The organism is Pseudomonas sp. GW823-FHT06E10 (assembly GCF_058794995.1).
Genome location: NZ_JBXAHJ010000010.1, coordinates 40,375 through 62,032 on the forward strand (window position 1 = coordinate 40,375; position 21,658 = coordinate 62,032).

19 protein-coding genes and 1 pseudogene are annotated in these 21,658 nt (G+C 52.7%); 2 read left to right on the forward strand and 18 right to left on the reverse strand.

Annotation, left to right across the window (positions count from 1 at the left end; translation table 11 throughout):
• Positions 1 to 122: 122 nt before the first annotated feature.
• The 13 genes from AC1Q6Y_RS17265 to AC1Q6Y_RS17325 form a co-directional block, all read right to left on the reverse strand.
• On the reverse strand, positions 123 to 434 hold the full coding sequence (locus AC1Q6Y_RS17265; RefSeq protein WP_492624854.1) for a VanZ family protein: 312 nt from the start codon (positions 432 to 434) through the stop codon (positions 123 to 125).
• A complete protein-coding gene (locus AC1Q6Y_RS17270) occupies positions 431 to 2,509 on the reverse strand; it encodes a YjbH domain-containing protein (protein WP_489340105.1) in 2,079 nt (692 codons plus the stop codon). Before AC1Q6Y_RS17270 ends, AC1Q6Y_RS17265 begins: the two co-directional genes overlap by 4 nt.
• Positions 2,506 to 3,273, reverse strand: coding sequence for a capsule biosynthesis GfcC family protein (locus AC1Q6Y_RS17275; protein WP_492624855.1), 768 nt, complete (start codon positions 3,271 to 3,273; stop codon positions 2,506 to 2,508). The genes AC1Q6Y_RS17270 and AC1Q6Y_RS17275 overlap by 4 nt, the downstream gene beginning before the upstream one ends.
• Complete coding sequence (locus tag AC1Q6Y_RS17280; protein ID WP_057715627.1) at positions 3,270 to 3,929, reverse strand: YjbF family lipoprotein; 660 nt, start codon at positions 3,927 to 3,929, stop codon at positions 3,270 to 3,272. Before AC1Q6Y_RS17280 ends, AC1Q6Y_RS17275 begins: the two co-directional genes overlap by 4 nt.
• Before the next feature lie 13 nt (positions 3,930 to 3,942).
• Positions 3,943 to 5,055: a polysaccharide biosynthesis/export family protein gene (locus AC1Q6Y_RS17285; RefSeq protein WP_489340107.1), complete on the reverse strand. Its 1,113-nt coding sequence runs from the start codon at positions 5,053 to 5,055 to the stop codon at positions 3,943 to 3,945.
• An 88-nt stretch (positions 5,056 to 5,143) separates the two neighbouring features.
• Positions 5,144 to 5,425, reverse strand: a complete 282-nt coding sequence (locus AC1Q6Y_RS17290; RefSeq protein ID WP_492624856.1) for a hypothetical protein — start codon at positions 5,423 to 5,425, stop codon at positions 5,144 to 5,146.
• A 766-nt stretch (positions 5,426 to 6,191) separates the two neighbouring features.
• Positions 6,192 to 7,295, reverse strand: a complete 1,104-nt coding sequence (locus tag AC1Q6Y_RS17295; RefSeq protein WP_492624857.1) for a glycosyltransferase — start codon at positions 7,293 to 7,295, stop codon at positions 6,192 to 6,194.
• A 184-nt stretch (positions 7,296 to 7,479) separates the two neighbouring features.
• Positions 7,480 to 7,968 (reverse strand): hypothetical protein, encoded by a 489-nt coding sequence (locus AC1Q6Y_RS17300; RefSeq protein ID WP_492624858.1) that lies wholly within the window; start codon positions 7,966 to 7,968, stop codon positions 7,480 to 7,482.
• Complete coding sequence (locus AC1Q6Y_RS17305) at positions 7,965 to 8,975, reverse strand: hypothetical protein (RefSeq protein ID WP_492624859.1); 1,011 nt, start codon at positions 8,973 to 8,975, stop codon at positions 7,965 to 7,967. The genes AC1Q6Y_RS17300 and AC1Q6Y_RS17305 overlap by 4 nt, the downstream gene beginning before the upstream one ends.
• 9 nt (positions 8,976 to 8,984) lie before the next feature.
• Positions 8,985 to 10,142, reverse strand: a complete 1,158-nt coding sequence (locus tag AC1Q6Y_RS17310; protein WP_489340112.1) for a polysaccharide pyruvyl transferase family protein — start codon at positions 10,140 to 10,142, stop codon at positions 8,985 to 8,987.
• Positions 10,139 to 11,314 carry a polysaccharide biosynthesis protein gene (locus tag AC1Q6Y_RS17315; RefSeq protein ID WP_489340113.1) on the reverse strand — a complete coding sequence of 392 codons (1,176 nt, stop codon included), beginning with the start codon at positions 11,312 to 11,314 and terminating at the stop codon, positions 10,139 to 10,141. Before AC1Q6Y_RS17315 ends, AC1Q6Y_RS17310 begins: the two co-directional genes overlap by 4 nt.
• 96 nt (positions 11,315 to 11,410) lie before the next feature.
• Positions 11,411 to 13,636 (reverse strand): polysaccharide biosynthesis tyrosine autokinase, encoded by a 2,226-nt coding sequence (locus AC1Q6Y_RS17320; RefSeq protein WP_492624860.1) that lies wholly within the window; start codon positions 13,634 to 13,636, stop codon positions 11,411 to 11,413.
• Positions 13,637 to 13,671: 35 nt separating this feature from the next.
• On the reverse strand, positions 13,672 to 14,112 hold the full coding sequence (locus tag AC1Q6Y_RS17325; RefSeq protein ID WP_489340115.1) for a low molecular weight protein-tyrosine-phosphatase: 441 nt from the start codon (positions 14,110 to 14,112) through the stop codon (positions 13,672 to 13,674).
• A 681-nt stretch (positions 14,113 to 14,793) separates the two neighbouring features.
• Here AC1Q6Y_RS17325 and AC1Q6Y_RS17330 point away from each other — a divergent pair.
• Positions 14,794 to 14,898, forward strand: a pseudogene (locus AC1Q6Y_RS17330) (transcription/translation regulatory transformer protein RfaH); the annotation flags it as partial.
• 365 nt (positions 14,899 to 15,263) lie between these two features.
• On the opposite strand, the gene AC1Q6Y_RS17335 reads toward AC1Q6Y_RS17330, so the two are convergent.
• The 4 genes from AC1Q6Y_RS17335 to AC1Q6Y_RS17350 form a co-directional block, all read right to left on the reverse strand.
• Positions 15,264 to 16,658 carry an undecaprenyl-phosphate glucose phosphotransferase gene (locus AC1Q6Y_RS17335; protein ID WP_489340116.1) on the reverse strand — a complete coding sequence of 465 codons (1,395 nt, stop codon included), beginning with the start codon at positions 16,656 to 16,658 and terminating at the stop codon, positions 15,264 to 15,266.
• A 346-nt stretch (positions 16,659 to 17,004) separates the two neighbouring features.
• Complete coding sequence (locus AC1Q6Y_RS17340) at positions 17,005 to 17,691, reverse strand: winged helix-turn-helix domain-containing protein (RefSeq protein ID WP_492624861.1); 687 nt, start codon at positions 17,689 to 17,691, stop codon at positions 17,005 to 17,007.
• Positions 17,692 to 17,725: 34 nt separating this feature from the next.
• Positions 17,726 to 18,469, reverse strand: a complete 744-nt coding sequence (locus AC1Q6Y_RS17345; protein ID WP_057715618.1) for an EAL domain-containing protein — start codon at positions 18,467 to 18,469, stop codon at positions 17,726 to 17,728.
• 29 nt (positions 18,470 to 18,498) lie between these two features.
• Complete coding sequence (locus tag AC1Q6Y_RS17350; protein WP_492624862.1) at positions 18,499 to 19,239, reverse strand: winged helix-turn-helix domain-containing protein; 741 nt, start codon at positions 19,237 to 19,239, stop codon at positions 18,499 to 18,501.
• 524 nt (positions 19,240 to 19,763) lie between these two features.
• On the opposite strand from AC1Q6Y_RS17350, the gene AC1Q6Y_RS17355 reads away from it, so the two are divergent.
• Positions 19,764 to 20,597 (forward strand): undecaprenyl-diphosphate phosphatase, encoded by an 834-nt coding sequence (locus AC1Q6Y_RS17355; RefSeq protein WP_057715616.1) that lies wholly within the window; start codon positions 19,764 to 19,766, stop codon positions 20,595 to 20,597.
• Positions 20,598 to 20,651: 54 nt separating this feature from the next.
• Here AC1Q6Y_RS17355 and dusA read toward each other — a convergent pair whose 3' ends face one another.
• Positions 20,652 to 21,656 carry a tRNA dihydrouridine(20/20a) synthase DusA gene (gene dusA / locus AC1Q6Y_RS17360; protein ID WP_492624935.1) on the reverse strand — a complete coding sequence of 335 codons (1,005 nt, stop codon included), beginning with the start codon at positions 21,654 to 21,656 and terminating at the stop codon, positions 20,652 to 20,654.
• Between the last annotated feature and the right edge of the window lie 2 nt (positions 21,657 to 21,658).

The window sequence follows — 21,658 nt, forward strand, 5'->3', positions numbered from 1 at the left end:
AGAAGCGTCCTTTATTCCAATGTATAAGAGAAACCGTCATTTATTGCGGACAGCATTAAGATGGCCTCGCCAATAGGTAGAGCCTCCAAATTCTCACTATGCTCACGGACGAAGCCGTGGTCTTAAGTGTCCAGGAGCTCAGCGGACTGTTTGACTGGATGCTTACATCGCCACTCAATCAAGCCGATCAGGATCCCCGTCAGCAGACAGCCCAAGGCGATCCAGCGCGCCTTGACCCACAGGAAGACCAACTGGCAACTAAAAGACAACGCGAAAAAACCTACAAAGTGATGCAGTTTGTCTTCCTGGGTAAAGCCTTCGGGAATCGGTTGCGCTCGCAAAGCGGCTGTCAGCAAGACCCCACTAACGCTGATGAAAAACAGAGTGCGTATCCAGAGGGGAAGTTGTGTGACACCCAGGAACAACGAACTCATTCGGTGATTTTCTCAAAGTTCTTATAGAACGCATCTTTGTCGCGGCCATTGGTCATTGTGTACAGCGAATATTGGCGGTTAAGACGCGCGCCACCATCGCGGGTCAGCGGAGCCCAGACCAGGTTGGCGCGACGCATCGTGGAGACGCTCATCAACTCGTCGAAGGGGACCGAGATATAGATACCTTTGTCGAAGCTACCCTCGCCGAACTCTTCTGACGAGGCCGTGGTGCGGGTGACCCAGCCACCGAACTTCACGCCGTTAGTGAACTCATGCGACAGATCGATCGTGGCACCCCAATCGCGCGCCAGGTAACGTCCAACACTGACCGCCGCCTGCAAGTCGAACGGCAGTTCGGTATAGGTGGTGATGTGACCGGTCGTGGTGTTGTAATCGCGCAGACCAAAACCCTGGTCAAAGTCACGCTGGCGTACAAAGTTCAAATCAGCTCCCACGGCCCAACGCTCGCCCATGGGGCGGTACAGCAATTCACCACCGACCCCGGCGAACATTGATTCCAGATAACCGCCATACACCATGCCATACAAGTCTTGATCCAATTGCTTGGCATGGTTGAGCTGAAATGTCGGCATTGTTACATCAGAGGTGATGACGTACTTGCGCAAATCGGTCCGCACTCGGGGCAGATTGCTCGGCGCGTCGTACGTGAACTTATCAAAGTTGTTCAGGAGATTGGTGCTTATGACCCCACTTGTCCACGTGTTGCGGGTAAAGCGGTACTCTGCGTCCACATCAGCGGTCAACTGGTACAGCAAACCGTCAGGACCACCAATGTTTTGCTTGTAACCCAAGCCGATACCATAGGTAAAAGGCTCGAGTGCCTGGGTGTACAGCGTGTTTTCAATGTGTGGCGTGGCCCGGTTCAATTCGGTGGTGCGGTGCAGGTCTGCAAGGTCCTGTTGGTTGTTCACAACAGCCCGGAAGGTTTCGCGCGGCACACTGGTTTCTTCCACGGGCATGTCGTAACGCTTGTTCACCATCGTGAACCAGTCGATGTCGTCATTCGCGCTGTTGTCCAGAATCCGGCTGGCCCGGCCCACACCTTTGGCTGAGTAGAAATAGCGCGACTGCTCGCCATACACAATCAGCTCGGAATCGCGTTGAGCAATACGTTCGACCTTGTAACCGGCGTTGTTTTCCAGTCGTTTGGAAACCCCCGCCCAGTCGACCTGGTCGAGCGGCGCAGTTGGCTCGTTTGCCGGAAGCGCTTCGATGGCTGGGTCGTAGCGCTTGGCCGGCGCCTTGCGGCTGGCGAAGTTGGTATGAAAAGTGATGCCGAACAGCGCGGTGTTGCCGCGCTCCCAACCGGCGGTCAGATCGACAGAGTCACTTAGCTTGAACACCGCCCCGATGTTGATGGGCGAGTCCTGCTCCTGGTTATTGTTTTGCGGTTCGTGCTTGTAGTCGTTACCGTCGAACTCGAGTTTCAAGCTCAAGGGCGACCAGGGCGTCTGATAGGACACGCCGCCAAACAACGCGGGCGAGCCGCGAAAATACGAGTTGGTATTGACGTCGCCCGTGCCCGAGTTTACCGGGCGTGTATCAAAGCGCTCATCGAGGTACCCCAGCGGGTTCTCGATATCTCCGCGGTTACCGATGTAGCCCCAGGCAATGCCCAGGCTGAAATCCAGATTGTAGTAACGTTTGTTCGCCACAAAGTATTCGCTGGAAAACAGGCCGGTGCCCCCAATATCCCGAAAACCGAGCGCGACCTCGGGCAACCAGTGGCTTTCTTGCCAGAGGCGGGCTTTGGCATCGACCGCCTTGTCTTTATAGCTCTGGTCGCCACTTAATGACTCGGGCCCGTATTTACGGTTGCTGATGGCGGTATAACGGAAACTACCTTCCAGCCAATCAAGGGGCTGTATTGAAATGCTATAGCGCGAATAAGGGTCTGTCCGGTTGGCGTTCAAGCTGAATTCGCCGGCGGGTGCCATCCGTGCGGTGGGGGTTTGCAACAAACCCACACCACCGAAATCATTCTGGGTAAAACGCGGCTCTCCATGAGCCAAGCTGTAGGGCAACAACACTACGGCGGCAAAACGTAACTTCAAGGGGCCACCTCGGGCAGCGGTTGGGTGGCGAGAAACTGAGCAAGCTGCTCGTTCAAGTCGGGTGTGGGCAGATCCGGATCATCGTTTCTCACAGGCACTAGAATTGTGCTGCCTGCGGTGGCAAACACCCCGTCTTCGCGGTTCCAGGCGGCGTTGCCGACTCGCTTGACCAGGCCATCGGGCTGAATCAACCACAGGTAATCGGCATCTGCGTCAGTCACCGGCAGACAGCTTTTGAGATATTCCTGGGCTGGCCGCAGGGCGCGATAGGGCAGCGTGCAGGGCTGTACAACTGCACCCAGGACGGTGACCGTCGTCGGGCGTAGAGGGTAAATCAGCTGGTCGCCGTCACTGAGCGAGTAATTGCGGGCGAACCCAACCTCCAGCGCCACGGGGTCGAGCACCGCGACTTTTCGGCCGGTAACGGGCAGTCGGCTGACCTCTTCAAACAGGCGCGCAGCCAGGGCCGCAAGGCTGTTTTTTTCTTCAAGCAAGGCCCCACGTTGAAGCAACTTCAGATCGAACAGCACGCCGGCCTTAAGGCGGGTTTGCTGCTCCAACAGTGGCTGGTGCAGCCAGGCGGCGGCCAACCAGTAACTTTCGGCGTTCGGGCGTCCCAGGCTGACGGCATCGAGTAAGCGCGTGCCTGGCACGAACGTGAAGGATCCGGCGTTTTGTACATCACCCGTGACCGTGACAGCGGCCTGAGTCATCGCAGAACTTGCCAGCAACAGGCAAGCCGATAGCGTTTTCGAATATCTCACCGAGCCGTCTCCCGGTCAGGGCGCAATTGCACAATCTTCAAGAAAAGTTCCGGCGTGAGATGTTGTTCGCTCTGCAGGATCAAGCCATCGTCAGGCCTGACCCAAAAACGGTTGGTGGCCTTGAATCCCAGCTCGGGGATGTCGACGCGTTCATCTATGCGCTGCAACGCATAGTCCTTGTCCAGGATGGTGACGGTTTCGATGCCCTGTCGACTGAAACGACTGTTAACAGCCAGTCCGACCCGCGGACCCTGATAGACATCAATCCAGCGGGTACTGCTGTAACCGTCGGGCAATTGCTGCAAGCCACGCTTGAACGGCGACTCACCGTCGAAGCGCGTGCCATCGAGATTGATGCTCAGGCCGACAGTGCGCACGACCAGACCATCGCGCATCAACAGCACTTGCTTGCCGGAGGCGACCCAGAACTCCAGGTCGTCCTGCTGGCGAAGCTTCGCCAGCACACCTTCGCTGACGTCCGTGGTGACCTTGATCTGCGCATAGGGCACGGCCTCCACTTGCGCTGCAGTCACCTGCAGCGGCTGGACGCCCAGTGTGGCGGCTTTAAAGGTATCCAGGGACGCCTGCATCAACGGATTACAGCCACACAGCAGTAAACCCACCGCCAGGCATGAGCTGTTACGCAAAGTTTTCAAAGCGGCTCAAACCTTATCGACTGCTGGCTTCACTGAGATTGTTTTGAGCTGCCGCTCCGGTACCCAGGATAGTAGCCGAGGGCAGCAACTGACTGATCAAGCGGTTCCAGCGGGTCACGCCTGCAGGGCCGACGTAGACGATGTCCTGGGGTTGCAGATCGAAGCGGGTGGCGAGAGCAAACGCGGTAGGCGATTCGGCGTCCAGCTGAAAGACTTTTGCCGGCTCGGTTTCAAGGTTTTCCGCACCTCGAATGACATACAGCGCATTGCCGTTGGAGGTGGTCTGGTTCAGTCCACCGACCGTTCCGATCGCATTCGCCAGATTCATCCGGTTGATTTTGTACGTGAGTGCCCGCGGCTGGTTGACCTCACCCATGACGTAGATTTTTTTCCGGTCGTTGTAGGGCAGGTACAACTGATCGCCGTCTTTTAAGTAGACGCTATGCAACAGCGAGCCTTTGCTGTTTAGCGAGTCCAGGTCGAGAGGGTACTCACGTCCGTCCCGGGTCAGTGTCAGGCCCGCAAGGTCGGCATTCAATGGATCGACAGTCGCAATACCCATGGCTTCGACGACAGTGAGTGGCGACGTGGTTATGGGTTGTTGACCGGCTTTTAAAATGGCGCCGGAAATAACGACTTTTTGACTGGCAAACCGCAAAACACTCAAGTCAACCTGGGGGCTGTCGACGAATTGTGTCAGGCGCTCGGCAATAAAACCGCGTAGCTCCTCGATGGTTTTACCTGCGGCATGAATATTGCCGATATAGGGGTAAAACAAGGTGCCGTCTGGGCGTACCAGGCGACCGTTCGCATCAATTTGCTGTTGCGCACCTGATGGTGCGGTCAACTCAGGATGGTCCCACACCGTGATGTACAACACATCATTGGCGCCAATCCGGTAAGCCCCCGGCTTGAACGCCAACAATTCGGCGGGCACCGAGGCTTGCACTTTTGTCGCCGCGTTCTGGGCAATCAGTTTGGGCGTTATCGGAATCAACTCGATCCGACTGCTTTCCGGTGAGCCATCACGGCCGACCTGACTGGTATCCAGGTGTTGACCGGGTGAGAACATACAGCCTTGCAGGGCTACGCCTGCAAGCACAGCGAGCGACAAACTACGAATCATGATTGAGGACACTTGTGGGGGGAACACATCAGAACTGAACCACCCGGATTGCTCCGGGTAGTAGAAGACTATCGACCTCGCGGTGCGCTTAGCGTGTACCGGTGGTGCCGGTAGTACCAGTAGTGCCGGTAGTGCCGCTGCCATTGTTGCTGCCACCACCACTGGATGACAGTGCAGCGGCTCCGGCGACAACCACGGCGCCGAGGCCGAGAGCAGCCTCTGTGGACAGGCTGCCTACGAGAGGGGTGGACTGATTCAAAGAAGCGTTTTTTGCAGGTGTGCCTGGTGCGGAAGACGCTGCAGGGGGCTCAGCGGCTAAAACGGAGGCACTTAAAGACAGCAATAGAGCGGAAGCAAGTAATTTGGTCATGGTAGATTCCTTTTTGATGCATCGTCGGTATTGGCGGTGAAACTAAGAAGCGAGCGTGCAAGGCCAAAAACGCTGAGCGTCCATTAACGTTAAGGATAGTATTGATTCGAACTCGATGAGCGTAGACCTCTGGGTCATTCCTCAGTGAGGTTTATCTTGCAATTATTGCCTTAAGAATACCTGCGTAGGAGGCTCGACAGGTCTGACGTTTTCTAACGTGCTCGCTGTTTATAACAATTGTTATCGGGTATAAGGTGCAGGTGTCATGGTTCGCGCCTGATCACTACGCCATACGAGAGATGCTACTGGCCATAGTCTTGCGGGTTAGAGGCTTGCCGGTGCCAAGTATCGACCATCATTTCCTGCAAACCACGCTTGGCCCTCCAGTCGAATTCATGGGCGGCTTTTTTCGGAGCAGCCTGGCACTGGGGAATATCCCCCCTGGGCGACGTTCAACCACTTGATGAGACACTGCTCGCCCCCCAGCTTGCTCAAAGGTCCGAATCATTTCCAGCACGCTGAACTGATACCCAGATTCCAGATGTTCACCCTTGTTGTTTGGATGGCTGTCGGTAGCGCACTCATATGTCCGTAGGCCAAATCCCTGACACCGCGGCGGCACAACCAGTACATCGGCCGACAGGTGTTAGGAATCAATGACCTCGGGGCCAACCCAGCGGTGATATAGGGGATAACCATATCACCGATATTGCAAGTCGGCTTGGGAGTTAATATATTTTAAGCTTAAATTTTATTAGCCGCATGTTTATGCTTCGTTTGTTTCAAGCTTTTTGGATGTCGGACTATTGTTATAAATGTTTAAGACAGCAGTGCACATAATTTCAGATTTGAATTTTGCCTCGTAACGCTCATAAGAATTGCGCCCCAGTTTGCTCCACGTTGAGCGAGGTATTCTTTTCAAAAGAGCCACGAGTTCACGGGAAGAACCTGGTTCAAACAAAAATCCGGTTACCCCTTCCGCTACAACTTCCGGAAGCGAGCAGCATCGGCTAGCAACGACGGGAAGGCCATAACTGTGGGCTTCTGCCGCCACCAAACCGAATGACTCCCACCTGCTGGGCATGATCAACACATCAGCGTTACTAAAATAACCAGCTAAATCAGAGGGGTGTAGCCATCCAACGTAGTTAATGTTATTCAGTTTTTTTGGCGGAGGGCCACCCTGTACAGTGTCTCCTACTGCAGTGAGGCGAAAGGGGTGTCCCTCAAGCTGGGCCATTGCGTCCACCAAAGTATCAAATCCTTTGGCATGGTCGAATCTACCTACGTAAAGTAGGTTCACAACGTCGCGGTCGAAATGATTAATAGCCTGAACTGGTTGAGGCGGTTCGACACAGTTATTTACGATGATTATCTTTTCTTTCGAAAACCCTTGGGAAAGCGCTGCCTCTTGTTCAAATTTACTAACGCATATGACCGTGTCAGTGATCTTGAGGAGTAGTCGCTCAATTAATGCGAATGCTCTTTTTTTAGCGTTTCCACCATCCATTATGAACGCCCATCCGTGAGGGCAATAAATAATTTTTGGTCTATAAAAAGGTAGCATGAAAAACAATATGACTCGTCCGCAAAGCCCAGCGAACGTGCTATGGAGATGAACAATATCAGGTCTGCGTGTATGCAGGGTTATAGAAAGAGCGACTATGAATTTAAGCAGTGACGGAATGTTTCGGCCGGTCGAGTTGTAGGTCTCGATATTCTTTAGCGGAACACTAATCAACTCGACAGCTTGTGTTTTCGGCACAAGGCAGGTGGATTCGAGCCCCGAACTTATCTGGGAAAGCATAAGCTGTCTTGCTATGGTCGCAACGCCACCCTTTATCGTTTCCGCAACATGTAGAATTTTCATATGGTCTCGCATCAAGAGGCAAGTATTGAATTTTAGTCGGAAGTGTATTTTTGACTAGCAAGCTCTTTCGGTTGCAATATTTATTACTCTCCTGCGTCGGATCGGATTTGTAATAAATATCCGAGAGAGTGATGAAATAATGAACGCTAATACCCTCAGGCTTGAGTTTTCGATCAACGTGCATTTACTGGAGAAACCCGACTCTCGAGTCTTGCGGTGCTCGTAGTGGGAAATGTTTACCGTACACCGCCTGGATGAACGACATGGCGCGCCCGATGAATTGGACAACCTTCTTCATTCGCGCCGAACTATCGCGAAAGTTCGTCCCGCCATGAGGGCGGTACAACGCCTTGATATGTTTGGCCAGGAAAAACGTGTACGCCAGGCAAAGGCTGACTTTGGCAAAGGCACTGTGTGCAAAGATCACGATGGGCCGTATCTGTCGGACAGCCGACGCCAGTTTGACCGCTAGCAAGAAGGTCCCGAACACACTTCGCCCGCACTCATGAGTAATCACATTGACGGAGATGACCTGGGCTTTGTGAGCTTCGGGGATTGGATAGGAAAACCCACAACTCAAGGCCTCGCGCTTGAGCCCCGGTATATTCAGGTAACTGGCGATGCCCCCTTTTGCCGTCTCGGCGACGTTTAACAAGCGGCGCGTTCTATTCATGCTCGTGCCCCGTCCATAGCGTGGTTGGCCGGTGCCTTGGGCACTGCGTAAAGACAGAAGGCGTAGGCCGTCATGTGCCTGAGGAACGACCCTAGGTCCGGTTCGAAAAAGGTCTGGATCAGGAAGTTAGCCATTAGCAAGGCCATCAGCGGATGGCTGTAATTTTTGTTTCTGACCATGAGTACGATCACGCTCCACAGCACCATGGAGAGCAGGAGTTCCTGGGGCCGAAAAGAGAACGCCGGTGCAAACAAAAACCGCACGGCGCCGTACAGCGAATTGGGCAACGCGGTGACAATGCCATTGGGCGTCAACAGGTTCGAGAAAATAGTTTTCGAATCACTAAGGCCTTCTCGACTGGTATTGACGGTATCCCGGGCCAGTTGCAACTGCGTCCAGACGTCCCCAGGCAGCACTAGGCAGGCCACCAGCGCCAGACACAACAAGGTCGTACGCAAGCGTCCATGTGCGGAAAAGAAACAGGTCAAAAACACCATACCCACAGCAATGAACGCGTAATAGAACCTGAAAAAGTAGGCATACAGCAGGTACAACGAAGCCACGAAAACCACCTTGAACACTTTGCTTCGGCCTGAGAGGCAAGCCAGGCAACAGCTGAAGTTCATGACGATCACGATCGCCTCTTTCGAGAGCTTCAAATTGAACAAGGTGAACGGCACCATGTACAACAACGTGAAGCCGACCAGTTCGTAGCGCTGGGAGCGGAACGACATCAGCAGCACTACGCTGATAACGCCGACCAGCAGGAATACTTGCGATCCGTCGTCCCCTAAGTTGCTGAACACCCAGGCGGTGCTGACGAACGAGTCGGTCTGGGCACTACCCAGGTCGACGTAATTTATCAAGTTGCTGATGGTGCCGGCATCGGTAAAGAAGTGCTTGGGCAACAACACGTCCTGAAACATATAGATCGCAAGCACAAACGACATCAACAATAGGCACAGCAACAGCCGTGCCCCCAGAGTTACATCCTGACGGTTATCCATTATTGATCATTACGCCAAGTGACTTTCGACTTCGTCCATCAACTCATGAATCAACGCTGAGCCAGGGCTCGTCATGCTGAAATTCAGGTGTTTATCGATCAACTCGACGGTCTGTTCGGCCGTTGGGAGTACCGTGTCAATAAACAGGTGCTCGCGGTTGATCGACTTGAAAAACGAATGAAGCTTGGTATCCCAGCGCAGGCCAATAGACGTGATACCCAGCGAGTAGGCAATAATATTGGCGTGCAACCGGTGCGCCACGATCAGGTCGTAACGGTTGATAGTGTTCACCAGATCACTGGGCGTTTTCGGTTTGTCTTCACACACGTCGACCAATGGTCTACACGCGTTGTAAATTTCGTCTTTCAGGAACTCGTCTTCGCTCGCGCCGTTTGTAAACAGTGAGACGTGATACCCCTTCCGATCGAGCAACTCGACCAGGCTTTTGAAGTAACTGCGGGTATGCTCTTGGAAAGGTTTGCCGAGTCGCCCTTGCACATCGAGCCCCTTGGGATTGGAAATACAAATGCCGATCCTTTTGTGCTGATCGCAAGGCACGCTTTCAACTTTATAGCACTGCTTGGAATTGACCCCAGGGTCCGGAACGACCTTGACGTCGAGGTTCGGGTTGATCAATCGGATGAAATTCTGCCTGGACTCTTCGTCGCGCACCGAGATCGACTGTGGATTGAAGTTTTTTAGCGCCCGTCGAAACAGTAGTTTTCCCAGAGGACTCAGCGTGGGTGATACGCCGACAAACGCGATCACGGTTTTCAAAGCTGGCAATTGCTTGGCGGTCAACGACAGAAAATACAATTTAAGCGGGAAGTTGAGCTCTTCATCGAGAAACAGTTGTCCACCGCCTACGGTCAGCAAATCAGCCTCGGCCAGTTTGGATCGCCAGGATTTACGCCACACCCATTGGTATTTCAGATAGAAAAATAACGCCAGCAAAGGTTTGCGGCCGACGGCCGGAATAGCGTGGAGCATCCTGAATTTAAGATCCGAGGAAGTCGCGCCCGTTTCGAAATCATCCCGCCCGGCAATGTCCAAAGGTGACACCTTCGCGGCCTTCTCAGTGCTGTTGTACAGGTTCTTGATGTTTTCAAAAATGATTCCGTCGCCTAGGTTCTGACTGAACGGAACCCCTCCAATCACGATATTCATGCGCGCTCCTGAGTAGAATGAAAGCGGGTCAACAAAGCCGTCAGCAGCACGGCTAGCACGATGATTGCCGCCGTCAGGTTGACCCCTAGCAACATCGCGCCAGTGGTCAAGGTGTAGTGGTGGTCGATTAAGTGAAGGGTGAAGCCGGCAAGGCCGACCAGCATGGCCAGCAGCACGTAATGGTTGAATCCGGATGACTTGAGAATGGTACGGCCAGACTGGATGACGGCAAGGCTGACTGGCAGGATCGCCAGCTGCGACAACCCGATGCCGCTGAACGCTTCGCCGAAGATCAAAGCCGGAATGCGATCGCCCCCCAAAATCAACAGCCCGCCATACACTGCGCTTGCCCCTACACCCAACAATGCCAACTGCGCGCATTGCCGGTAGTAGGCACCGTTGTCCTCAGCCCGCAGTTTCATCAGCCTTGGCAGGTAGTGATTGGACAGAGCAATACCAAAGTATTGAGCTGGCAGGATCAAGGTCATGACAATGCGAAAAAAGGCCGAGCCAGCAGTGTCACCGGAAGCCAGCAGGAAGATCACCATGCCATGGGTCATCGTCCACAACACAATTTGGGCGGCGCTGTTGCTGATGCTGAAGCCAACCCAGTCGCGGGGCTCGATGACGTATCGTTTCCCAGTGCCTAGGCGTCGCCAGAAAAACAACGCAGGAGCGCCGAGGCACAGGGCAATCAGGGCAACGATCAAGTCGAGCGAGGCGCTCTCGAGGAGCAGCAGCGTGGACAGCACGGCCACTTGCAACAGGGGCGGAACCAGCAGGCCGGACGTCTTGCGATTGAGAATGGCCAAGCTGCGCAAGGACCAGTACATGATAAACGCCATGAAGAAGAACGGCATCAGGACGACCGTCAATGGGCGGCCCGTGGTGATCGCGAAGTAGCCCGTGGCAACTACCGCGAGCGCAACTACCGGATACAGTATATTCAACAGGCTGCGCGGTTCGAGCGACTGCCCGCGCCGGCCAAACATCAGTAGGATATCGGCGGCGGTGCTGGCATGAATGATGCTGAGCAGAATCACCGACGAATACAGTGCAGAGAACAAAGCGAAGTCATTGAGGTTCAGTGCGCGTGCGGCAATGACTTGGGTGAGGAAGAAACCACCCGTATAGGCGCCCTGTTCCGCTAATGTCCCAAGTATCTTTTTCATATGTGTCCTGGAGGTGTGAATCTTATATTGCACGTGCAGTAACGAGCGGCCTTAAAACTCAGGTGCGCTCGGCTTTAATTAAGGGCAGCGCACTAATTAAACACTTTCTGACTTATATTCGTAATTGTAATAACCGTAATCGGCATAGCCATATTTTGCCGAGGCGCGCTTTTCAACGCCATTAAAAATGGCGCCTTTCAATTCAATGCCATTTTGAGCAAAGCGACGCATGGTCAATTCAATTTCACGAACCGGGTTAAGCGCAAAACGCGTCACAATCAAACTTGTGCCCGACTGGCGGCCGACAATCGCCGCGTCCGTTACTGCGAGCAGAGGTGGGGTATCCAGAATAACCAAGTCGTACTGGGCGCTGACTTGCTCCAGAAAGGCACTGAAGTTCGCATGCATTAGCAGTTCTGAAGGGTTGGGCGGTATTTGTCCGCGACCGATAACGTCAAGGTGCTCGAATTCAGTTTTATTGATCGCGGTTGCCAGGTCGCAGCGCTTGACGAGTAAATCAGAAAGCCCGTTTTCAGCGGGAGTTCCAAATACCTTATGCAAATACCCTTTGCGCATATCCACGTCGATCAGCAATACACGCTGGCCGGTCTGAGCGATCACTGCTGCGAGGTTGGCGGAAACGAACGTTTTACCAACCTTAGGGCTCGGGCCGGAGATCATCAGGCGATTATTGCCGGCTTCGAGCATGGCGAAGTGCAGACTGGTGCGCAGACTGCGCAAACCTTCTATGGCCAGGTCGGTGGGGTGACTGCTTGCCAGTATGGGGGCGACCTTGTTGGCGCGGCCTCGGCCGTTCCGGAGGATTTTGCTTTCTTCACCTTTTTGCAGTGTGCTGAAAGGAATCGATGCGTACACCGGCAACCCCAGCTGTTCAATTTGGTCCGGATTTTCCACGCCGCGGTTAAGGGCTTTTCGAAAAAGCACCAATGCAGTAGCCAAGAAAGCCCCGAGCAGGGTGGCAATGAGTACGATCAGGACTTTTTTGGGTTTAACGGGCTTGCGCAGATCCACATCGGCTGTATCGATCAAGCGCGCGTTACCCACGGTGCCGGCACGCATTACATCCAGTTCCTGGGATTTATTCAGGAGCTGGGTATAAATTTCGGTGCTGACTTTTACATCGCGGGTGAGGCTAAGCAGTTCTTGCTGTGTTGAAGGCAGACCCTCGACTTTTTTGGCCAAGCCGTCCTGCTTCGCTGTCAGTTCACCTAATTGGCTGAGCAAGGCCCGATAGGCGGGATGCTGGCGGGTAAACTTGCGATCCATTTCCGCTTGCTGCAATTTCAGTTCGGAGATGCTGGTATCAAGCGCCACGATCTGATCGAGAATGGCTTTGGCTTCCAGACTGATATCGATGGATTTACTACGAATTTGATACTTGTTCAGGGCGTTTTCGGCTCTCTCCAGATCTTTCCGGACCTGAGGCAGTTGATCTTTTAGAAACTCCAAGCTTTGAGCGGCTTCGGCCGATGTCCGCTCGACATTTTGCCGTACATAGAGCTTTGCGATTTCATTGAGGATTTGAATGGCTTCAGCCGGTTCCTCGCTTTCAAGAGCCATTCCGATCATACCGGATTCTTTACCGCGCTCTGATACTTCCAGTACCTTTTGGTACTTCAAAATACTGGTCAGGCGTGGGTCACGCACAATGCTGAACGTTGTACCAGGATTCGCCTGCAACACTTCGACTTGCAGTTTAATGCCGTCCTGATCATAGGCTTGACCCACTTGGCCTTCGATCAGGACATTGTTGTCTTCATCCAGCAAAGTGAAGTGGCCACTTTCACCGCTGATGAGAGTTAATTCCTGACCCAAAAACTCTTGTGGGAGTTCGAGCTGAAATATTTTCAGGGTTTCGCCACCCCAGGCAAAACTGTTCATGCCAAGTAATGGCTTTGCGACCGTATTGACCGTGTCTGGTTTGAACCGACGAGCAATAAAGTCGCCGATCACCGGAAACCGGTTCGGCTCGACAGTAATATCGAGCGATAGATTGTCGACAACCTTGCCGACGATGGCGCGCGATTTGATTAATTCAATTTCTGTGGCTGAAGGTGACTCTTTACCCAACATGCTGTTGATGTCGGAGAAGCCGAGCATGTCATTTTTTTTGGCCTCCACCTGTATCAAGGCAGTTGCCTCGTAAACAGGAGTGGCCAACACCGCATACGCCGTACCAGCGGCCATAGAGGCAGCAGTTATCCCGGCAATCAACCATTTATGATCGACCAGTGTCCCGAGTAGGCCCATCAAGTCGATATCATCATCGTCATGTGAGGTTAATGCTGGAGTTTGCTGCATAAGTGAGTTCTTTTTAACAGGTATCGAGGAATGGTTTAGCGTGCGAGACGCGTTGCCCAGGCGGTTACTGCTTCTTCAATCAACGCGTATGCATGCACAAAAGCAGGTTTGCCTTGACGGTAGGGGTCGCTGATTTCGCGGTTGTTCTGCCACTTGCCCAGCAAGAAGACTTTTCCACGCGCTTCAGGCGCGATCTTGAGAACGCGGTCTATATGCGACTGCTCCATCACCAGGATCAGGTCCGATTCGCTAATGGCGGCAGGGGTCAGTTGATTGGCCTTGTGCTCTTGTGGCAGATGGCCGTGTTCTTCCAGTACGATCCGGGCGGTGGGTTCGATCGGGTGGTCTTGTAGCGCGCCAAGACCCGCGGAGCTGACTTCGATGTCGGACCGGACCAGTGCTTCTCGCAACAATTGCTCTGCAGTGGGGCTTCGGCAAATGTTGCCAATGCAAACGATTAGAATCTTATTAAACAAGGCAACCTCCCTGGACATTCCACACTTGCGGTGATGGTGCAATTGGAAAGACTGAAATTCTGTTTTTCTTCAACGGCACTTTTTTGACGACTTGCAGCTATTGGGTATATGCCTCTTTCCGTGAGGAGTTACCGTGCTGGATCAGCTTTCTCACTGCGAAGACTCTGGTCTGCTGAAATTTGGACTTCGAGCGTGCTTGACAGTTGCTATGCTAAAAATCATAACTGCCAACCCATGACAACATCAACCATTAAATGCTATGCGACCAGTGATTACCAAGTTGCAAAAAAATATCCACGTATAAAGGCAGATATTAAATAACATTCCCGGTTTTTATCGGACGAATTATAACGTTTTCGGTTTTTTTGTGTTGTCCTGCATTGGGGTGTGTTAGGCGTTGTGAGGTGTGGTTTGATGAGAAGTGTAAGGGAGTTACTTTGGATAAAGCGTTCTCTAGCATTCGGTTATTGCCAAAAGATTTCGCGTTTTTTAAAGGGCGAAGTTTCCATGATCGGCCAATTCCGTTTTTCAGGTGCGTTTCCATCCTCGGGAAAAATCCGTCGCAAGGTCGTGGAGAAAGCCACGGAGCTACTTGATCACATAAGCGCAGAAGGGGTTGATTGTGTTGCTTCGGCTGCTCGAACGACCCTGCCTGGGAGTCTCACCGCTAGCGCATGATATTTGGTTCAATGCAAGGCGAGCCAGGACGAGCGTGCAGAGATCAATCTGGTTAACCAGGGATATAGCTGCTTTCGCTCTACGGACCGGCGCGAGCGTGATTTGCAGGAGGGGGGAGCTGCGAGTGTTGCTCCTGATGACGCTGCTGCAGTGTGAGCAAACGATTAGCATGCCCTTGTTGGTATCAGTAAGCATTGAGGCGGCGCATTGCTCACTTGTAATCATCGGAATCTTCCTTGCGCTGTTGCGGCAAACTCCAGTGTTGTCGCGTCCTTACTGAAACGCCTACTCAAGACTTCGAGGCCTTGCCGCCGTGGGGGAGTGTGGCTTGTCCGCGAATAACAATGGCGCGTAAATGAAAAGTCGCCGTGTTCTCTTCGCGGGCGAACCCAGCTCCCCACGGGGTGGTTGTCGCTCAAGTTTCTTAAGTTGCCGGTGCTAGTTTCACGCCGCCTGATTCTGCGGGTGCGCCCTCAATAAATGTCTTTTGACAGCAAGGTGAACGGCGTCTTCACCAGGATTTTCACATCCAGCCACAACGACCAGTTATTGATGTACTTGAGGTCGATCTCGACGCGCTTCTGCATCTTGTCGATGGTGTCGGTCTCGCCGCGGCAACCGTTGATTTGAGCCAGCCCGGTGATACCCGGTTTGATTCGATGGCGAGCCATGTAGGCGAGAATCTTGCCGGAGTAGTAGTTGTTGTGCGCAACGGCATGAGGGCGAGGTCCAACCAGCGCCATATGACCTTGCAATACATTGAAGAGCTGCGGCAACTCGTCAATGGAAGTGCGACGGATAAAGCGCCCGATCGGGGTAATCCGCGAGTCGTTACGACTGGCTTGCTTCACCTCGTGATCGTCGTGCACGCGCATGGATCGAAACTTCCAGACTTTGATAACCTTCCCGTTCCACCCGTGGCGTTCCTGTTTGAAAAATACCGGACCGTGGGAGGTGAATTTGACGGCCAGGCCAATGAGCAAAAGTAACGGGCTTAGAGCGATAATGGCCATCAGTGCCACGCATTTATCGAGCAGGCTTTTGCTCAACGCGGCTGTGGGTTGGCTGCTCAGCGGGCATTCAATCAAATGGATTGCCGGCATGCCATCCACATCACTGACCGAGTGATTGAGCAGCGTCAGGCTGTTCAAGTCCGGAACCCAGACAACATCGACGTTGGCATCCAGCAAGTCGAGATACATTTCTTCGATTTGTACCGCTTCGCTCAAGGGGAGCGTGATGTACAGGCGTCGGATGTCATGAGTCTTGATCAGTTCGAGCAGTTCCTCTTGCGGGCCTACGACCGGTGGCACGCCTGTCTCCAGCAAAGGAGTGGTGTCGGAGCTTACCAGGCCGACCAATGGGAAGTGCTCGAGGGCACGAAGCTTGTTAGCCAACCCCAGTGCCAGCTCACCAGTACCCACTATCAGCGTTCTGCGCTCAATTTGAAGCGCCCGTTGGTAGTACTTCGAAAAACCATGCAGTGGGACGTACAACAGTGCCTGTCCGATGTAGCTGCCGATAGCCCATACAAGAATGATTTGACGAGAAAACAGTTCGTTGGCCTTACAGAGAAAGGCGACAATAGCTAACGCTGCCAGTGTCATTGACCAACCCATCAGTAGTCTTATCAACCCTTCCAGGTAATTGTCTTTCTTTGCATAGACGCCGCACCATGTATAGGCCGGAACCGATGCAAGCACCGTAAGCGTTGCGCATACTCGATAATAGAACTCTACCGTTCCAGTCTGGTAATAAACCATTAGAAGTAACAGGGCGACAACAAATCCCTGACCCAGTGCCCACTGTCCCCAGAAGGTCAATCCTTTGAGGTTGGTATTTCGATTGATACGAAGATTGTTAACCATGCGATATCCCCAAAATACGTCCATTCGCGTTTCGACAGACAACTGCCAAAGTTGATGAAGCAGAGTTATTGTTTTTATAAGATGGCGCTGCATTGATGAGCGAAACGCCAAGGAATGGCGCTCTCGTCAGTGAGTAGATTAATTTATTAATGCGAGTGCTGTCTGACGACTTCTAACGAGTGGGCGGTGTATATGGTTGATATATCTGGGCGAGAGCAGCGTTAGAAATAGTCTGGGTTCAAATTTGTTAACACGGCTTTTTAGAGGGGGCGGGTGGAGAGGGGGAGGTAAATTGGCGTGCTTTTTTATTGTTGTATTGCACTGCCGGGGTGAGCGCCTGAATGGTTCAGGCTGGTCTTTTTACGCGTACGATTTTTTGTATCAGGCAGTACCCACGATTCCTTACTGCACGGAAAAGACGTTCGCCGTTACTGGCGTTTTTAAACTTATCCTGTAGTCGGCTCAGGCACATTTCGAGACCCCGATAGTGTTCAGGTTCTCTGCCGATGCTGCGGATAAGATCGTCCTTGCTGACCACGCGATCTTCATGGTGCAGCATTTTTTTCAGCAGCGTGGCCTCCAGGCCAGTCAAGGCAATCTCCACGCCATCTTTGGTCAGCGCGCCGTTGGCATCGCTCAGTCGCCAGGTTTCAGTCAGTGGAGCGTGCGGTTTGGCCGCCTGGGAGACGCATTCCCTGGTGTCATCTCTGGCGTTGTCCGCAGTTGATGTGAAGTGAGTAAATTTCGTTACGGATTGGACTGCTTGCCATTCGGACTTGAACGTCGAAAGGATGCGCTGGGTATCATGCTTGATAACCGGAGGAACCATCTTGGCTACCTGCGGGGAAATAAATTCCATAAGCTTGGGGGCAGAAGTGGGTGGGGCAACGCCTTCATAAAACATCTTTGCCTGTGACGTGCCGTAACTGTTATATCGCTTGCTGGTCAGTAATGCCTCAAGCTCTAGTTGTAGTGCGGGGTTGTGAGTAACCACGACAAAGTATTTTCTAGGGAGGTTTGTGCTGCTATCCATGGCTCTCTCCTGATTTGCACATCTGGGTGTTGATTTAAAGGTTGTCGGCGGGGGAGTAATGGCTCCCTTGGAAGTAATCAAAGGGCAGCGCACGTGCCAGTATATGGCTGGCAGCATGCTCGACTCTGTCTGCTATAAAGGAGACTTTTGTGTTGTGAGTGAGCATGGTCATGCGTTCGTGGAGGCGATTGAATAATTCTGGATTGCCGCTGAGTTTGAGACTCAAGTCTAGAGAGGAAGTGGAAATCTTTATATAGTCGAATAGATTCAGGGTTGTAAAGATTTCGATACTTTCATCGTCGATGTTGTAATCGTCGAGCGCGATTTCTATGCCGTGATCTTTCAATAGATACACGTTATGAAGGATTTTCTTTTTTTCTGCGAAGCTGACTGCCGAGAGGGGTAGTTCATTGAGCGCGATAACCAGTGTCTGGCCAAATTCGCGCAGAGCAGCGCCGGACTGTATCAACTCTTCCGTGAGCGCAGAGTTGGCGAGGTCCGACTGTTTTACGCAAACAAAACTACGGCTTAAGTACTTGCTCCCGTTAGTGGTGTCGCGATCTTTTAGTGAGAACGCAATCAGCCTGGTTTGCATCAGTACTTCACTGTAGATCCCACTCATCTGATACGCCTCTGGCGCGCAGGGCGCGGAAGCAGAATCGTCAAAATGTATTCTGATCTCGCTGGCAAACGGGCAGTCATCCCGAGTGAGGATCAATTGTCGAGACAGGTAATGCTCTGCGTGATCGTAGAATCGCACGCTCCCTGTTGCGTTCATAAAACAGAAACTCCCTTTTACATTAAGAATCAGGTTGTCGAGATCAGACCCCTGATTAAACGATATCCATGCCCACGGATACTTTGAATGGCGTTGGTTCCATACATGCCTTTTATTTTGCCGCGAAGGCGACTGATCGACTTTTCCAAGGCTCTTGGGTCATAAAAATTTATATTCAGCCCCATGATCATGGCGATTTCATCATGGCTCAATATTTGGTTTTTGGTCTGAGAAAAAGCCTCAAGAATTTTCATTTCTGCAAACGATACATCCAGTTTTTTATACTCGCCAATCAGGCACATGCGAGTAGGGTCCAAAAGCAGATTATGCTTTTTTTGCCATTCTGGACTGTTAAAAAATTCGGACAGTACGTCACATTTTTTGTCTGCAAAAGTATCGCAATTAATACAGTAGTCGGCCCCGGCAAAATAATACTTCATCTTGTTGTAGGTGCCTCTACCGGTGATGGCCACGAAAATTATTGACGCCAGATTTTCGACGCGAATATTTTCTACCGCGGTGAGGCTTTCAACAAATGCTTGAGGGCTGTCGATTACGATAAAAATTGCACGGTATGAATCAGTATTCTTGTTTCTTTTGAATGAGTTGCTATAGCACATTGCATCAACGGCAATATCCTTGCCTACGTGGCTTGCGACTAATTCCCTAAAGCCCTCAGCTAGCGTGTGGGTTCGCCCAACGGTGAGAATACCTTTCTCCTCCTTCGCGTAGCTGTGGTCTGTAGTCGTTATTTTCCCTGTAAGCATCATGCTTTGACTCGGCTGGGTGCTGGCATTTGAATGTTAAAGCACCCATTCTCGGTTGTGACTGACAATTGGTAACATTTCACTCGTTTTTCAAGCGGTCGCTACCTTTTTTTAACGTTGCTGGTGATTCTCACGTGATCGTTTGCTTACCAATGGCTCAAGAGGCCTGATGGCCTATTGGAATCTCGCGGGCTGACAGGTCATATCATTGTGCCATCTTTTGTCCCGATGTCCCGGTTTTTCGCATCAATACGACCGTGGATGCCGCTAAAGTTCCCGCAGCTTGATTTTTTTCATTGGGTGCCATGAGGCAGTAGGGCTTTGTTGATTCAAGTGCGAGTGATTGCTCTTGTTTGGCTCGGAGCTATCCAATATTAACCGTTATATAACGTTCATGTTGGTGGTGTTGACCATGGACATTTCATAACATTGAGTTTTATTAGTTTGTCTAATGCGCTTTACTTTCGTGTTGGCGTTGAATCAGAGCGAAGTCGACGCATGGGTATTTGTCGTTGAGGGAGGAATTAATGGATCTTTGGACAACCATATCAGTGTTGGTTTTAGGGATGGTCGAAGGTCTGACGGAGTTTTTGCCGATATCAAGTACAGGGCACCAGATTGTTGTCGCGGACTTGCTCAGCTTCGGCGGCGAGCGAGCCATGGCTTTTAACATCATCATTCAATTGGGCGCGATCCTGGCAGTTGTCTGGGAGTTCCGTCGCAAGATTCTCGAGATCGTTACCGGCTTACCGACTCAACGCAATGCACAACGTTTCACCTTGAATCTATTGATCGGTTTTCTTCCGGCAGTGGTCCTGGGGGTGTTGTTCGCCGATAAGATCCATGAGTATCTGTTTAATCCAATCACTGTAGCAGTGGCATTAGTGGTGGGTGGCATCATCATGTTGTGGGCCGAGCAGCGGGAACATGTGGTGTCTGTCGAGCATGTTGACGATATGCGCTGGGCCGACGCCCTCAAGGTCGGTTTCGCGCAATGCCTGGCGATGATCCCGGGCACCTCGCGCTCCGGATCGACGATTATCGGCGGGTTGCTGTTTGGCCTGTCGCGTAAGGCGGCTACGGAGTTTTCGTTCTTTCTGGCGATGCCGACCATGGTTGGTGCCGCCGTGTATTCAGGCTATAAGTATCGGGATCTGTTTCAGGCTGGCGACCTGCCAGTATTTGCGCTGGGTTTCGTGACGGCGTTCTTTTTCGCCATGATCGCCGTGCGTGGTTTGCTCAAGTTCATCGCCAGCCACAGTTACGCCGTGTTCGCCTGGTACCGGATCGGATTCGGTTTGCTGATTCTGGCAACGTGGGTATTCGGTTGGGTTGACTGGACCGAAGCTGCAGCGCTCTGACACTTGCACCAGGCTGCAGGACATGCAGCCTGGTCGCAGGGCAGCGGCTAACCGTTAACGCCCCTCAAGCAACTCCGCCGCTTGATCCAGCAACGCCAAAGGCTCTTTGGCCTTGTGAATATCCACCGACAATAACTGCCGAAACTTGCGTGCTCCCGGGAACCCGGTTCCCAGTCCAAGCACATGGCGAGTGATGTGGTGCATCGAACCACCTGCTGCGATGTGCGCCGCTATATAAGGACGCAACTGCGCCAGGGCCTCGGCCCGGCTGATCACCGGCGCCGCGCTGCCGAACAGCTGCTGGTCCACCTCGGCCATCACATAAGGGTTGTGATACGCCTCGCGGCCCAACATCACGCCGTCGAACGTCTGCAAATGTTCGTGGCAAGCCTCCAGCGTCTTGATCCCGCCGTTGAGGATAATCTCCAGCTCAGGAAAATCCGCCTTCAACTGCGCTGCCACGTCATAACGCAGGGGCGGGATGTCACGGTTCTCCTTCGGCGACAATCCCTCCAGAATTGCGATCCGCGCATGCACGGTAAAGCTGGTGCACCCGGCATCCCGCACCGTGCCGACGAAATCGCACAGCTCCTCGTAACTGTCCCGGCCATTGATCCCGATACGGTGCTTGACCGTCACCGGAATCGACACTGCATCACGCATCGCCTTCACACAATCGGCCACCAACTGCGGATGCCCCATCAGGCACGCGCCGATCATATTGTTCTGCACCCGATCACTCGGGCAGCCGACATTCAGGTTCACCTCGTCGTAACCATGCTCCTGAGCCATGCGCGCGCAGGCAGCCAGGTCCAGTGGAACACTGCCGCCGAGTTGCAGGGCGAGCGGGTGTTCGGCTTCGTTGTGACGCAGGAAGCGTTCGTGGTCGCCGTTGAGAAGCGCGCCAGTGGTGACCATTTCGGTGTAGAGCAGGGCGTTTTTTGACAATAGGCGCAGGAAGAAGCGGCAGTGTCTATCAGTCCAATCCATCATGGGTGCAACAGAAAACCTCCTGGATACCGAATCTGCTGGATAGGCCAGGTTTTCTGTGGGTTTCATCG

Excerpts from the sequence above, each read along its gene's own strand:
- AC1Q6Y_RS17300 (WP_492624858.1), bottom strand. The coding sequence starts at position 7,968 with ATGAATAGAACGCGCCGCTTGTTAAACGTCGCCGAGACGGCAAAAGGG.
- AC1Q6Y_RS17345 (WP_057715618.1), bottom strand. The coding sequence starts at position 18,469 with ATGAACGCAACAGGGAGCGTGCGATTCTACGATCACGCAGAGCATTAC.
- AC1Q6Y_RS17350 (WP_492624862.1), bottom strand. The coding sequence starts at position 19,239 with ATGATGCTTACAGGGAAAATAACGACTACAGACCACAGCTACGCGAAG.
- AC1Q6Y_RS17290 (WP_492624856.1), bottom strand. The coding sequence starts at position 5,425 with ATGACCAAATTACTTGCTTCCGCTCTATTGCTGTCTTTAAGTGCCTCC.
- AC1Q6Y_RS17295 (WP_492624857.1), bottom strand. The coding sequence starts at position 7,295 with ATGAAAATTCTACATGTTGCGGAAACGATAAAGGGTGGCGTTGCGACC.
- AC1Q6Y_RS17315 (WP_489340113.1), bottom strand. The coding sequence starts at position 11,314 with ATGAAAAAGATACTTGGGACATTAGCGGAACAGGGCGCCTATACGGGT.
- AC1Q6Y_RS17320 (WP_492624860.1), bottom strand. The coding sequence starts at position 13,636 with ATGCAGCAAACTCCAGCATTAACCTCACATGACGATGATGATATCGAC.
- dusA (WP_492624935.1), bottom strand. The coding sequence starts at position 21,656 with ATGAAACCCACAGAAAACCTGGCCTATCCAGCAGATTCGGTATCCAGG.
- AC1Q6Y_RS17340 (WP_492624861.1), bottom strand. The coding sequence starts at position 17,691 with ATGGATAGCAGCACAAACCTCCCTAGAAAATACTTTGTCGTGGTTACT.
- AC1Q6Y_RS17285 (WP_489340107.1), bottom strand. The coding sequence starts at position 5,055 with ATGATTCGTAGTTTGTCGCTCGCTGTGCTTGCAGGCGTAGCCCTGCAA.
- AC1Q6Y_RS17335 (WP_489340116.1), bottom strand. The coding sequence starts at position 16,658 with ATGGTTAACAATCTTCGTATCAATCGAAATACCAACCTCAAAGGATTG.
- AC1Q6Y_RS17355 (WP_057715616.1), top strand. The coding sequence starts at position 19,764 with ATGGATCTTTGGACAACCATATCAGTGTTGGTTTTAGGGATGGTCGAA.
- AC1Q6Y_RS17305 (WP_492624859.1), bottom strand. The coding sequence starts at position 8,975 with ATGGATAACCGTCAGGATGTAACTCTGGGGGCACGGCTGTTGCTGTGC.
- AC1Q6Y_RS17310 (WP_489340112.1), bottom strand. The coding sequence starts at position 10,142 with ATGAATATCGTGATTGGAGGGGTTCCGTTCAGTCAGAACCTAGGCGAC.
- AC1Q6Y_RS17265 (WP_492624854.1), bottom strand. The coding sequence starts at position 434 with ATGAGTTCGTTGTTCCTGGGTGTCACACAACTTCCCCTCTGGATACGC.